Source organism: Micromonospora sp. DT44 (assembly GCF_049841635.1).
GTDB lineage: Bacteria > Actinomycetota > Actinomycetes > Mycobacteriales > Micromonosporaceae > Micromonospora.
In genome coordinates this window covers 15,503-28,625 of sequence record NZ_JBNCKS010000017.1, presented here as the reverse complement: position 1 = coordinate 28,625, position 13,123 = coordinate 15,503, and the positions used below count along the sequence as shown (strand labels likewise).

Below are 13,123 nucleotides of genomic sequence, written 5' to 3'. Positions count from 1 at the left end.
GGGCAATAGTGGGAAATACCAAGGCGGTCACGGACGCGAGTTTCGTCGCCGACGTGCTGCAGGCCGACAAGCCGGTGCTGGTCGACTTCTGGGCCGAGTGGTGCGGGCCGTGCCGTAAGGTGTCGCCGCTGCTCGAGGAGATCGCGGGCGAGATGGGCGACCAGGTCACCATCGTGAAGCTCAACATCGACGAGAACCCGGAGACCGCCCGGGCCTACCGGGTCATGTCGGTGCCGACCCTCACCGTCTTCAAGAACGGCCAGCCCGTGCAGTCGATCGCCGGCGCCAAGCCGAAGGGCGAGCTGGTCCGGCTCATCGAGTCGGCTCTCTGATCAGCGCAGACACCACCGAACCCCGTACCCGCTCGTCGGGTGCGGGGTTCGGTGTTTTTCCCGGCCCGAGCCCGTCACCGGTCCGGAACGCATAGCCTCAAGCTCAGGGCCGCCGCCCGGCCAGCCAGACTCGTGCAGAGGGGGTCGTGCGTGCGTCCGATCCGACCCGGAGACCGGGGACCTGCGGTCACGGAGATCCGTACCATCCTCACCGGCCTCGACCTGCTCGCCGCCGCCGGCCCGCACAGCGACGAGTTCGACCTGGACACCGAACGCGCGGTCCGCGCGTTCCAGCAGTCACGGGGGCTCAGCGTGGACGGCCGGGTCGGCTCGGAGACCTGGGGCGCGCTTGAGGCCGCACGCTGGCGGCTCGGTGCCCGCACCCTCTACCACGCGGTCCCCGAGCCGCTCACCGGCGAGGATGTCCGGTCGCTGCAGGAACGGCTGCTGGAGATGGGGTACGACGTCGGCCGCGCCGACGCCATCTACGGCATCCGGACGTCCCGGGCCGTGGCCCAGTTCCAGCGCGAGGTGGGTCTCACACCCGACGGCGCCTGCGGCCCGCACACGATGGACGCGCTACGCCGGATCGGTCGCAAGGTCGTCGGCGGTCGCCCCCAGTGGTTGCGCGAGTCCGACGCGATCCGCCAGTCCGGACCGGCGCTGGTCGGTAAGACGGTGGTCATCGACCCCGGCCACGGTGGCACCGATCCCGGGATGGTGGTTCCGGACGGCCCGCTGCGCTGGACGGAGGCCGACCTCGTGCACGACCTGGCGAGCCGGTTGGAGGGACGACTCGCAGCGTCCGGGGTCCGGGTTCAGCTCACCCGGGGTCCCGCGCCCGACGCGTGCCTGCCGGACACCGACCGGGCGTTGCTGGCGAATTCGCTCGGGGCCGACGTGTTCATCTCCCTGCACCTCGACGGGCACGCCAACCCGGACGCGGAGGGGGTGGCCACCTACCACTACGGCACCGACAACGGGGTGACCTCGGCGACCGGTGAACGGTTGGCGGGTCTGGTGCAGCGGGAGATCGTGGCGCGGACCGGGCTGCGGGACTGCCGTACGCACGCGAAGGCGTGGGACCTGCTGCGACTGACCAGGATGCCGGCGGTCCGGGTCGAGGTCGGCTACCTCACCTCGCCCGTGGACCGCGCCCGGCTCGTCGACCCCCGCTTCCGCGACCGTGTGGTGGAGGCGATCGTGGCCGCCGTCCAGCGGATGTACTACCCGATCGAGCGGGACGTGCCGACCGGCTCGCTCGACGTCAGCGAACTGCGTGCGGTCGTGGCCGCCGGCACCGTGGTCGACTGATCCCGCTCAGCCGCCCGTGGAGCGGGTGGCCGGGGCGGGCCGGACCGGCCGGAGCAGCGTCTCCGGGCTCATCGAGCCGAGCAGCTTTTCCAGCGCGTACTCGACGTCGGACTTCCAGCTCAGCGCCGTACGCAGTTCGAGGCGCAGCCGGGGAAAACGGGGATGCGGACGTACCGTCTTGAAGCCGACGGAGAGGAAGAAGTCGGCCGGTGCCACGCAGCCGCCGGCCGGATCGTCGGCGTCACCGAACTTGGCGTCACCGAACGCCTCGATCGCCTTGATGCCACGCTTCGTCAGGTCCCGGGCGACACCCTGCACCAGCATCCGGCCCAACCCGCCCCCGGCGAACGCGGCGACCACGTTGGCGGTCATCAACAGCGCGGCATCGGCCGAGACCGGCGACGTCGGGAACGCCATCGAGCGGGGAACGTAGGCGGGTGGCGCGTACATCACGAAGCCCGCCGGCATCCCGTCGACGTACGCGAGCTTGCCGCAGGAGCCCCACTCCAGCAGGGTCTGGGAGACCCACGCCTCCTTCTCCAGGCCCGGGTCGCCGGCGGCGCACGCCCGGTCCGCGGAGACCGGATCGAGCTCCCAGTAGACGCACTGGCGGCAGGGGCGCGGCAGATCCTCCAGCGTGTCGAGGGTCAGGCTGACCAGACGTCGCGACATATGGCGCATCCCCACAATAGGCTCGGTGGTGAGACCGGCACGGAACGACAGCGCCGCCTTCCTGCCTCCGACGAGCGATCGTACGCCGCCGATCGACCGTACGGGAGGGGACGCGCAGATCCACCACCCACGGCGGGAGGGTCCGCCATGTGGTCGATCCGTTCCGGCAGGGCGGCAGGCAGGCCTCGGCGGACTAGGATCGACAATCGGTGTGCCGCCGCCATGGACACGAGCAGGCGGGGTACCCGGGGCGGTAGCCACCCGAGCAGTGATCGAGGTGAGGTCATGACCGGCACGACACTCGACGACTACACCGACCGGTATGCCCGGCGCGTGCGCGGGATGACCGCCTCCGAGATCCGAGCACTCTTCGCGGTGGCCAGTCGACCGGAGGTCGTGTCGCTCGCCGGCGGCGCCCCGTACATCGCCGCGCTGCCGCTCGACGCGGTCGGCGAGATGCTGGGCAGGCTCGGCTCCGAGCACGGGGTCACCACCCTCCAGTACGGCATCGGCCAGGGCACCCTGGAGCTGCGCGAGCGGATCTGCGAGGTGATGGCCCTCTCCGGCATCGACGCCGCGTGCGGCGCCTCCCCCGAGGACGTGGTGGTCACGGTGGGCGGTCAGCAGGCGCTCGACCTGGTCGCCCGGCTCTTCCTCGACCCAGGCGACGTGGTGCTCGCCGAGGGCCCCACCTACGTGGGCGCGCTCGGGGTGTTCCAGGCCGCCCAGGCACAGGTGGCGCACGTGCCGATGGACGCCGACGGACTGATTCCCGAGGCGCTGGAAACGGCCATCGCCGACCTCGCCCGGGCCGGCCGACGCGTCAAGTTCCTCTACACGATCCCGACCTACCAGAACCCGGCCGGCGTGACACTCAGCGAGGAACGCCGTGAGCGCGTACTCGACATCTGCGAGCGCGCCGGCCTGCTCGTGGTCGAGGACGACCCGTACGGCCAACTCGGTTTCGAGGGTGAGGCCCCGGCGCCGCTGCGGGCCCGGCGGCGCGACGGCGTCTTCTACATCAGCACCTTCTCCAAGACGTTCGCTCCCGGCCTGCGGGTGGGATGGATCCTGGCGCCGCACGCGGTCCGCGACAAGATCGTCATCGCGAGTGAGGCGCAGATCCTCTGCCCCAGCGTCTACGCCCAGTCCGCCGTCTCCACCTACCTCAGCACGATGCCGTGGCGGCAGCAGCTCAAGGTCTACCGCGAGGTCTACCGGGAACGCCGCGACGCCCTGCTCGACGCATTGGCCGATCTGATGCCCGAGGGCACCAGCTGGACCACCCCGGCCGGCGGGCTCTTCGTCTGGGCCACCCTGCCGGAGGGCCTGGACTCCAAGGCCATGATGCCGCGCGCCATCGCCGCCCGGGTCGCCTACGTGCCCGGCACCGGCTTCTACGCCGACGGCACAGGCACCGACGCGATGCGGCTGAACTTCAGCTTCCCGCCCCCGGAGCGCATCCGCGAGGGCGTACGCCGGTTGGCGGGCGTCATGGAGCAGGAACTCGCGACGAGGCGCGTCTTCGGTGCCGTTGGCGGTGTCGCCGGCCGTCGCGGCCGGCCCGGCTCCGACGTGCCGGGTCCCGACTTGGCATGATGCCGGCATGGGTACGACCGCTGCCGAGCGCTTCTCCGTGACCGATTCCGCCGTCGCGGCCGACCTGCGAGTGCTGGTCCTCGCGGGCGGACTCTCCTACGAGCGGGACGTGTCGTTGCGCTCCGGTCGGCGTGTGCTCGACGCCCTGCGTGCCGTGGGTGTCGAGGCCGAGCTGCGGGACGCCGACGCGGCCCTCCTGCCATCCCTCACCGCCGATCCGCCGGACGCCGTCGTGATCGCCCTGCACGGCGCCACCGGCGAGGACGGCTCACTGCGGGGAGTGCTGGACCTGTGCGGCATCCCGTACGTCGGCTGTGACGCCCGGTCGTCCCGGCTCGCCTGGGACAAGCCCTCCGCGAAGGCGGTGCTCCGCGAAGCCGGCATCCCCACCCCCGACTGGGTGGCCCTGCCGCACGACCGCTTCTCCGAACTCGGGGCGGTCGCCGTGCTGGACCGCATCGCCGACCGGCTCGGCCTCCCGCTGATGGTCAAGCCGACCCAGGGTGGTTCCGGTCTGGGCGCCGCCGTGGTCCGGGACGCCGCGTCACTCCCGGCCGCGATGGTCGGTTGCTTCGCGTACGACTCGACCGCCCTCGTGGAGCGGTACGTAGCCGGGATCGACGTGGCGGTCTCCGTGATCGACCTGGGAGACGGTCCGCAGGCGCTGCCACCGGTAGAAATCGTGCCGCGCAACGGCGTGTACGACTACGCCGCCCGCTACACCGCCGGCCGCACCACCTGGCACGCTCCTGCCCGGTTGGAGCCGGAGGTGGCCGCCTCGGTGGCCGACGTGGCACTGGCCGCGCACACCGCGCTCGGTCTGCGAGACCTCTCTCGGGTTGACGTGATCGTGGACGCTGAGGGCCGTCCACACGTGCTGGAGGTCAACGTCTCGCCCGGCATGACGGAGACCTCACTGCTGCCGCTGGCCGTCCAGGCCGCCGGCCTGGACTTCGGCCGCCTGCTCGGCTCACTGGTCAGCCGGGCCGCCGCCCGCCACACGTCCTGACCCGGCTCTCGTACCGGCTACAGTCCCGACGCCCGGAGCCGTTGCCCTTCCGACGCTCCGGGCCGTTGCCGTTCCCGACGCACGCGGCCCTGCCGTTCCGACGCCCGGAGCCGTTGCCCTTCTGACACTCTGAGCCGTTGCCGTCCCCGACGCACGCGGCCCTGCCGTCCCGACGCCCGGAGCCGTTGCCCTTCTGACACTCTGAGCCGTTGCCGTCCCCGACGCACGCGGCCCTGCCGTTCCGACGCCCGGAGCCGTTGCCCTTCTGACACTCTGAGCCGTTGCCGTCCCGACGCGCGCGGCTCTGCCGTCCCGACGCGCGCGGCTCTGCCGTCCCGACGCGCGCGGCTCTGCCGTCCCGACGCACGGCCCTGCCGTCCCGACGCACGGCCCTGCCGTCCCGACGCACGCGGCCCTGCCGTCCCGACGCTCGCGACCTTGGCGGCTGCTGATCGCCCGGGCGGGGTGGGGCTGACGTAGGCCCAGTCAACCCCACCCGCGGCCGGTGTCTCAGTGCGCGGCGCTCACGTCTGGCGGGGTGATTCCGCCCTCGCTGACGTCGTCGGTGGGGGTCCTGCGCGGCGACGGGACGATCTGGCTCCGGGAGGGGCGATTCTCGGCGTCGCGCGCCGGTGCGGAGATCGCCTCGCCATCGGTAGCCGAATCGACCGTCGGCTTCAGCACGGCAGGGGAGGTCTTCTCGACTGCCGGATGACCCTCGTCGCTGTCGTCGCTGTCGTCGCCGTCGCCGCTTTCGCTGTCGCTGCCGCTGTTGCCGGCTGGGGCGGCGGCTGGGACACCGTTCGCGACCGAAGGGCCGGCTACAGGGTCGCCGTCGCGGCTGTCACCGTCGGCGTCCTCGACTGCCGGTTCCGGAATTTCCTCGGCCGCCTCGATGACAGACACGGCCTCAGCCTCAGCGGCTGCTGCGTGCGCCGCCGCCGCCGCGGACTGGGCCAGCAGGCTCGACGGGGCCTGCCACTGGATGCGGGGCGGCTCGGCCAACGGTCGCCCACCGAACTCGGCGAGCCAGGCGGCGACGAGCGCCAGATTCTCCCGCCACTGCTCCTCGGAGATCGGCGGCAGGATGGAGTCCCACAGGGACAGGAAGGTGCCCCGTAGTTGGAGCCGACCGTACGGCCGGGCGAGGAACCACATGTGCAGGTGAGCGGAGCCGTCGCCCCACCGGTTCACGTGCACCCGTGCCACGCCGTCCAGCGACCGGATGGCCCGCTCGAGACGTACCGTCATCACCCCCAGCTCGGCGGCGAGCAGGTTCGGCAGGTCACCCAGGTCCAGGTGGGTCCGCGATTCGAGGATGAGCACCATCGGCAGGCCGGTCGGCCGGTCCATGGCACGGACCCGCCACCGCTCTCCCACCCAGATGTAGGCGTCGTCGGGTGCGTTGCAGGCGGTGCATTCCCGGAGACCCTCGCCCTTGCGGGGCGGTTCGACCGGGACCGGTTCTTCGAGCTGCTTCACCCGCAGCTCGCCCTCGAAGGGGAACGAGGGCCACTGGGTGAAGTCCGGGACTGAGGGAGGGGTGTCGCGCACGACGCTGACCCTAACTGAGTCTGGCACCGCTGTCCCTACCTGTTCGACCGGTTCCAACCGCCACGATCAGCGTCCGTCGTCGATCGCCCGGGGCCGTCGTCGTCGGCTGGCGAGTCGATATCCACAGGCTGCCAAGGGCGCTCATACACGCGGTCATCCACAGGCTGTCACCCGCTTTCACGCGGCGTTTCACGTGAAACGGGGGGTGCCTGTGGACAACCGGTGTGGATAACTTTTCGCCCCCTCGATCGTTGCCCGCGCGTCGCGCCGGTCGCGCTCCGGCCCACCACTCCCGGCGTTGCCCGCATGCGTGGGCGCCTCGCCCGCCGAGGGCCGTTTCACGTGAAACGCGATGACCACACACCGGCCCCGGCGCCGTGACTAAGGCCCGGCGAGCAGTGGCCCGTGCGCCGCCTGAGAGGGTCGCTGCCGCCCTCGGGGCGCCAGGGGGACCCGAGGGGGGTCCACCCAACCGTCTGGGACGCCCTCGCGGGCCCTGGCGGGCGAAAGTGTCCGGCCAGCGCCGAGTCGAGGTCGAAGAGCCGCTTCGGGCGTCGGTTTCACGTGAAACGAGGCCGCACACGCGAGGGCCGCGCCCCCTTGGGGAGGCGCGGCCCTCGACGGAAGGTCCCGGACGTCAGTCCTGCGACCCCTCCTCCTGTACCCCGATGATGCCGACGATCCGTTCCAGATCATCCACGGTGGCGAACTCAATGGTGATCTTGCCCTTGCTCCGACCGATGTCGACCTTCACCCGCGTGTCGAAGCGGTCCGACAGACGGTCGGCGAGATCCGACAGGGCGGGCGCGTGGGGCTTCGGGCGCCGCTTGGCGGCCTGTCCCTTTGCCGGGCCGTCGTTCAGCGTCAGAGCCACGATCTCCTCGGTCGCCCGCACCGACAGCCCTTCGGCGACGATCCGCAGCGCCAGCTGTTCCTGGGCCTCCGAGTCGTCGAGGCTGAGCAGAGCGCGGGCATGGCCGGCGGAGAGGATGCCGGCGGCAACCCGGCGCTGCACCTGGGCCGGCAGGTTGAGGAGCCGGATCGTGTTGGAGATCTGTGGCCGGCTGCGGCCAATCCGACGGGCCAACTCCTCGTGGGTGGCGCCGAACTCCTCCAGCAGCTGCTGGTACGCGGCGGCCTCCTCCAACGGGTTCAGGTTGGCCCGGTGGATGTTCTCCAGCAGCGCGTCCCGGAGCATGGCGTCGTCACGGGTATCCCGGACGATGGCCGGGATATTGTCCCGCCCCACCGCCTGGGCTGCGCGCCAACGGCGTTCGCCCATCACCAGTTCGTACTTCTCGTCGTCGAGCTGGCGCACGACGATCGGCTGCAGGAAGCCCACCTCCCGGATGGAGGTCTTCAGCTCCTCCAACGCCTCCTCGTCGAAGACCTGACGCGGCTGCTTCGGGTTGGGCATGATCGCGTCGACCGGGATCTCCGCGAACCGAGCGCCGGGAACGGGGCTGAGCTCGGGCTCCGGTTGGTGGGCGGCGACGGCGCCTACCGGGGCCGCGTGCAGGGCAGTGGGGGCCACGCCCTCGTCAGCGTCGACGCTCCCGTTCCCCGGCTCGGCAGTCACGGTGCCGGCGGCACCCGGCACGGGCCCGGTCGGGATGAGAGCCCCCAGGCCCCGCCCCAGACCGCCCCGAGGACGGTTCTTCATGCCACGCCTCCCAGCGACTTGTCCCCACTACGCATTCCGGCCCACCGGCTCCTTGACGCCCCGCTCGGCGATCTCCTGGGCGGCCTCGAAGTAGCTCGTGGCGCCCCGCGAACCGGGATCGTAGGTCATGACCGACTGGCCATAGCTGGGTGCCTCCGACACCCGCACGTTGCGGGGGATGACCGCCTGGAGCACCTTGTCGCCGAAGTGGTTCCGGACGTCCTGCTCGACCGCGTCCGCGAGGCGGGTACGACGGTCGTACATCGTGAGCAGGATCGTGGAGACGTCGAGCTTCGGGTTGAGGTGTTGCCGCACCAGGTTGATGTTGTTGATCAGCTGGTTGAGGCCTTCCAGCGCGTAGTACTCGCACTGGATCGGGATCAGCACCTCCTGCGCGGCGACCAGGGCGTTGACCGTGAGCAGACCGAGTGAGGGCGGGCAGTCGATGAAGACGTAGTCGAACTGGCCCGGGTAGGCGGCGATGGCACGGTCGAGGCGCGACTCACGGGCCACCACGGACACCAACTCGATCTCCGCCCCGGCGAGGTCGATCGTGGCCGGTACGCACCACAGGTTGGGGATGCCCTCGACCGCCTGCGCCACCTCGGCCAGGGGCACGCTGTTGATCAGGCAGTCGTAGACGTCTGGGATGCCGGTGTGGTGGGGCACGTTCAGGCCGGTGGACGCGTTGCCCTGCGGGTCCAGGTCGACCACGAGCACCCGGTTACCGTGCAGGGCGAGCGCCACCGCGAGGTTGACCGTGGTCGTGGTCTTACCCACGCCGCCCTTCTGGTTGGCGACGCACATGACCCGGGTCCGGTCCGGTCGAGGCATGGTCACCTCGCCACTGGGATTCAGGATCTGCACGGCGCGCATCGCCTCCATAGCCAACGGTGGGTCATCCTCTTCGCGCGTCGGGGTTTCACGTGAAACGTACGTGGGGTCGGCCGCGACCGCCGCCAACGACTCGGCCGACGCGACCGGTACGTCGGGAACCATCGGCGCGGCGTCGCGCGCCGCTGTGGCGGTGGGCTGGTGGGGCACGGCGGACTCGAAGCGCACCGCCGCAGCCCTGTTCCGCCGACCCGGCGTCTGCCGTACGTCGGCGGCATTGGCGGGTCGGCTCGGTCCGTCGGCCGCCCGACGACCGGTCGTCGGCTCCGGCCCGACGGTCGGAACCACTGCCTCGTCCGGTGCGGAGAACACATCGTCGTCCACCGGAATGGACGCTCCGGCGACGCCGGGGGACCAGCTCGGGTAGTCGGTTTCACGTGAAACAGGGTCGCTGGTTGACCCGGTCACGCGTGGATCGTCGTACCTGCCGTCGTCATGCACCTGTCATCCCTGCCCGCTTCGGATGGTCGGTCCGCGCCCCGGTCAACTTGGCCACACCCGCTGTCGCACCCCGGAGCGTACGGCCCCTCGGGAGCGGTCGGAGTCCGCGACGTCCGTCGGCCGCTCCACATTATCGACGCGCGGCCAGCCTACGGCGGACGGGCGTGGCCGGTCCACGTCGGGTTCTCATTCCGTCGTCCATCCGTACCGATACAACGAGGCAAACCGTCGACCGGACGCCCGATGGCGCGCTGGTCAGCGGCGGCGGGTCCGCCCGCCGCGCGAGCGCTTGCTCGCCGCCGGCCGGGCCGGGCCGACCATCCGCTCCCGCACGATCTCCACCACCGTGGTGGGCGGGTCGATGACGCCCACGCCGCAGAGGTGCACGGCCGCCTCCCCGCCGCCGAGCCGCTCCACGACCGTGGCGTGCTCCTCGATCTCGGCGGCGGCGGACGATCCCTTGAGGGCCAGCAGTCGTCCACCGCGCACGGCGAGCGGCAGGCACCAGGCGGCCAGTCGGTCCAACGACGCGACGGCGCGGGCGGTCACCACGTCACCGCTGATCGGGTCCCGGCCGCTCGACCCGCTGGCGGCCTCGTCGGCGCGGCCACGGAACACCCGCACCGATCGGGTCAGGCCGAGCCGCTCGACGACCTCGATAAGGAACGACGTGCGCCGCGCGAGCGGCTCGATCAGCGTGACCGTCAGATCGGGACGCGCGATGGCCAACACCAGACCGGGCAGCCCGGCGCCGGAGCCCACGTCGAGCACGCTCGCGTCGCTCGGAATGCGCTCGACCACGGCGGCACAGTTGAGGAGGTGACGGTCCCAGATCCGCGGCGCCTCGCGTGGACCGATCAGACCGCGGACCACGCCGTCGGTGGCCAACAGCTCGGCGTACGCGGCGGCGATGTCGAGCCGATCACCGAAGAGGGTCAGCGCGGCCGGAGCCAGTTCGGGCGGCAACGCGGCATCGGCCGGCGACGGCGGATTCCCGTTGGCCGCGTCGTACCCCGCCGGGCTGTCGTCCCGGACAGCCGACGGCCCGGACGGCGTACCGCCCGGGCCGGTCACGGCATCAGCCGCGGTGTCGTCGTGGGTCAACGGAGTCAGTCCGCCGGCCGTACGACGATGCGACGGTTCGGCTCGACGCCCTCCGACTCGCTCGCCACGCCGGCCATGGCGTTGACCACGTCGTGGACGCACTTGCGCTCGAACGCGTTCATCGCCTCCAGGCGCACGGGCTCGCCGTACTCCTTCACCTTCTCGACGGCGTTCTTGGCGACGGCGGCGAGTTCCTTGCGACGGGTCGCCCGGTAGCCACCGACGTCGAGGAGCAGGCGGCTCGGCGTACCGGTCTGCCGGAAGACGGCGAGCCGGGTCAGCTCCTGGAGCGCATCCAGGGTGGCGCCGCGCTGGCCGACCAGGTTCTGCAGCCGGGAGCCGACCACCTCGACGACGGGACGGCCGCCGGCCACCAACTCGTCGATGTCGCCGTCGTAGTCGAGGATGTCGAGCAGTCCCTCGACGTAGTCGGCCGCGATCTCGCTCTGCCGGAACAGGTCGCTCTCGCCCGCGCTCTTCTTCTCACGACCACCGGCCGGGGCCTCGGTGTCGTCGTCGGCCTCGGTGTCGTCGCCGTCCGCCTCTAGCGTCGCGGTCTCCTCCTCGTCCAGGGACTGGTCGGCGCGGGGGATGCTGGTCTCGGTCACGGTCTCATCTCCGTACTCGCTAGGCCGGACCGTCGGGTCCGCTGGTTTCCCGGGGCCGGCGGGAGGTCGCCGGTGCCCACGGGCACGTCTGTACGGGCAGTGTCGCCCGTGACCGCGCCGTGCGCGGTCGGTTCCGCCCGGCGCCGGCCGTACGGCGGCTGCGCGGTGCGGGGCCTGGGCCGTCGCCGGTTGCCCGGCGACGGCCGCACGGCGGTCAGCCCTGCCGCTTGGCGGGGCGGCTCTTCTTCGGGTTGGCGGGCTTGGCACCCGGCTTCGGGCCGGCCACCTTCGGCGCGGCGGCCTTGACGGGCGCGGCCGGGGCGGTCTTGCCACGCCCGAAGAGCCCACCCGCCTTGGCGGGCTGCACCGGATTGCGGCTGGCCACGGGGGCGGTGGCCTTCTTGGCGGTCACCGGCGGCGGGAACTTCCGCAGCACCCACTGCTGCTGGCCGAGGGTGAAGAGGTTGTTCGTGACCCAGTAGATGATCACGCCGATCGGGAAGATCGCGCCCGAGATCAGCAGCGAGGCCGGGATGCCGTAGAGCATCAGGCGCTGGATCATCCGCTGCTGCGGGTCCTCGGCCCAGCCGGTCTTGAGGATCATCTGACGGCTGGTCAGGTACGTGGTCGCGATCATCACCAGGACCAGGACACCAGCAATGATCTTCGTGGTGTTGCCGTTGGCGTTGAGCCGCGCCAGTTCGTCGGCGGTGGAGCCGAACTTGCCGGCGAGCGGGGCCGTGAACAGCTTCGCGTGCGAGGCGCTGTTGAACTGATCGACGGTCCAGCCGTAGATCGTCTTCTTGTCCTCAGGCTTGAACGGGTCAAGCCGGCGCAGCACGTGGAAGAGGCCGAGAAAGACCGGGATCTGGAGGAACATCGGAAGGCAGCCCATGAGCGGGTTGGCCTTTTCCTTCCGGTAGAGCTCCATCATCTCCTTCTGGAGCGTCTCCCGGTCACCCTTGTGCTTCTCCTGCAGCTCCTTGACCTTGGGCTGGAGCGCCTGCATCGCCCGCTGCGACTTGATCTGCTTGACGAAAACCGGGAACAGGATCACCCGGACGGTGACCACCAGGAAGATGATGGACAGGATCCAGGCGAAGTTCGTGCCGACCACCGCGCCGACCGGCACCCCGATGGCGTCCCACGCCGAGTGCCAGGTCAGCAGGATCCACGAAATCGCGTAGTAGATCCAGTCGAGACTCAGACTCAATTCGGGGCTCCAGTCACATCAGCACGACGGCGGCTGCCCGGCTCCGGAACCGGGTCATGTCCACCAGGGTGAAAGGGGTGGCAGCGCAGCAACCGGCGGACCGCCAGCACGACTCCCCGGAACGCGCCGTGCCGCACGATCGCCTCCTGGGCGTACGCACTGCACGACGGGTAGAACCGGCAGCGTGCCGGCAGTGCCGGACTTATCCACCGACGGTACGCGATGATGGGCGCGATCAGCACCCGGGCACCTGTCGACGACGGGCGTGTGGCGGTCGGATCGGCGCTCACCGGGGCCGCCTCTCCCGTGGCGACCGGGCGACCGCGATGGCGGCGTCCAGGTCGGTGGTGAGCCGGGCGTACGACGCCTCGGCCGCGGCGGGCAGTGCTCGAACGACCAGGGTGCTGCCGTGGGGCAACGCGTCCAGCCGTTCCCGGACCAGCGCCCGAAGCCGGCGCCGGACCTTGTTGCGGACCACCGCGTTGCCGACAGCCTTGGATACGACGAAGCCGGCGCGGGCCGGAGCGGAGGGCTGCTCCGCTCCAGGCTCCCGCGCCGGCTCCGGCGAGGAGGTCGTTGTGCTGTGGTCGGTGGCCGGAGGCATGGTCAGGTGGACCACGACGGCACCTCGGCCGACGCGCCGGCCACCGCGAACCGCTGCGGCGAAGTCAGTGCTGCGCCGCAGTCGCTGTGCGGCGGCCAGCACGACTGCCCACGTCC

13 protein-coding genes are annotated in these 13,123 nt (G+C 71.2%); 4 read left to right on the top strand and 9 right to left on the bottom strand.

From position 1 onward, the window contains the following. Positions 1-8: 8 nt before the first annotated feature. Complete coding sequence (gene trxA, locus ACLQ25_RS12345) at positions 9-332, top strand: thioredoxin (RefSeq protein ID WP_007453873.1); 324 nt, start codon at positions 9-11, stop codon at positions 330-332. Between the two features lie 150 nt (positions 333-482). After that, entirely contained in the window at positions 483-1,646 is a 1,164-nt protein-coding gene (locus ACLQ25_RS12340) for an N-acetylmuramoyl-L-alanine amidase (RefSeq protein ID WP_425731014.1), read from the top strand. A gap of 6 nt (positions 1,647-1,652) precedes the next feature. On the opposite strand, the gene ACLQ25_RS12335 is transcribed toward ACLQ25_RS12340, so the two are convergent. Beyond that, the gene (locus ACLQ25_RS12335; RefSeq protein WP_074315552.1) at positions 1,653-2,318 is read right to left on the bottom strand and encodes a GNAT family N-acetyltransferase; all 666 of its coding nucleotides are present in this window, start codon (positions 2,316-2,318) and stop codon (positions 1,653-1,655) included. 285 nt (positions 2,319-2,603) lie between these two features. Between ACLQ25_RS12335 and ACLQ25_RS12330 the strand changes: the two genes are divergently transcribed. Both ACLQ25_RS12330 and ACLQ25_RS12325 read left to right on the top strand, forming a co-directional pair. Further along, positions 2,604-3,917, top strand: a complete 1,314-nt coding sequence (locus ACLQ25_RS12330) for a PLP-dependent aminotransferase family protein (protein WP_425731013.1) — start codon at positions 2,604-2,606, stop codon at positions 3,915-3,917. A gap of 7 nt (positions 3,918-3,924) precedes the next feature. Further along, a complete protein-coding gene (locus tag ACLQ25_RS12325; RefSeq protein ID WP_425731012.1) occupies positions 3,925-4,926 on the top strand; it encodes a D-alanine--D-alanine ligase family protein in 1,002 nt (333 codons plus the stop codon). Positions 4,927-5,436: 510 nt separating this feature from the next. Here ACLQ25_RS12325 and ACLQ25_RS12320 read toward each other — a convergent pair. The 8 genes from ACLQ25_RS12320 to rnpA all read right to left on the bottom strand — a co-directional run bounded on the left by ACLQ25_RS12320 (position 5,437) and on the right by rnpA (position 13,109). Continuing rightward, positions 5,437-6,480, bottom strand: a complete 1,044-nt coding sequence (locus tag ACLQ25_RS12320; RefSeq protein WP_425731011.1) for a hypothetical protein — start codon at positions 6,478-6,480, stop codon at positions 5,437-5,439. A gap of 637 nt (positions 6,481-7,117) precedes the next feature. After that, on the bottom strand, positions 7,118-8,143 hold the full coding sequence (locus ACLQ25_RS12315; RefSeq protein WP_425731010.1) for a ParB/RepB/Spo0J family partition protein: 1,026 nt from the start codon (positions 8,141-8,143) through the stop codon (positions 7,118-7,120). Between the two features lie 27 nt (positions 8,144-8,170). Continuing rightward, positions 8,171-9,478: an AAA family ATPase gene (locus ACLQ25_RS12310; protein WP_425731009.1), complete on the bottom strand. Its 1,308-nt coding sequence runs from the start codon at positions 9,476-9,478 to the stop codon at positions 8,171-8,173. A gap of 255 nt (positions 9,479-9,733) precedes the next feature. Beyond that, a complete protein-coding gene (gene rsmG / locus ACLQ25_RS12305) occupies positions 9,734-10,432 on the bottom strand; it encodes a 16S rRNA (guanine(527)-N(7))-methyltransferase RsmG (RefSeq protein ID WP_425731080.1) in 699 nt (232 codons plus the stop codon). A gap of 155 nt (positions 10,433-10,587) precedes the next feature. Further along, entirely contained in the window at positions 10,588-11,190 is a 603-nt protein-coding gene (locus ACLQ25_RS12300) for a protein jag (RefSeq protein WP_425731008.1), read from the bottom strand. Positions 11,191-11,404: 214 nt separating this feature from the next. Continuing rightward, a complete protein-coding gene (gene yidC / locus ACLQ25_RS12295) occupies positions 11,405-12,397 on the bottom strand; it encodes a membrane protein insertase YidC (RefSeq protein WP_425731079.1) in 993 nt (330 codons plus the stop codon). Positions 12,398-12,399: 2 nt separating this feature from the next. Beyond that, entirely contained in the window at positions 12,400-12,693 is a 294-nt protein-coding gene (yidD, locus tag ACLQ25_RS12290) for a membrane protein insertion efficiency factor YidD (protein WP_425731007.1), read from the bottom strand. Further along, positions 12,690-13,109: a ribonuclease P protein component gene (gene rnpA / locus ACLQ25_RS12285; RefSeq protein WP_425731006.1), complete on the bottom strand. Its 420-nt coding sequence runs from the start codon at positions 13,107-13,109 to the stop codon at positions 12,690-12,692. Before rnpA ends, yidD begins: the two co-directional genes overlap by 4 nt. Positions 13,110-13,123: the final 14 nt, after the last annotated feature.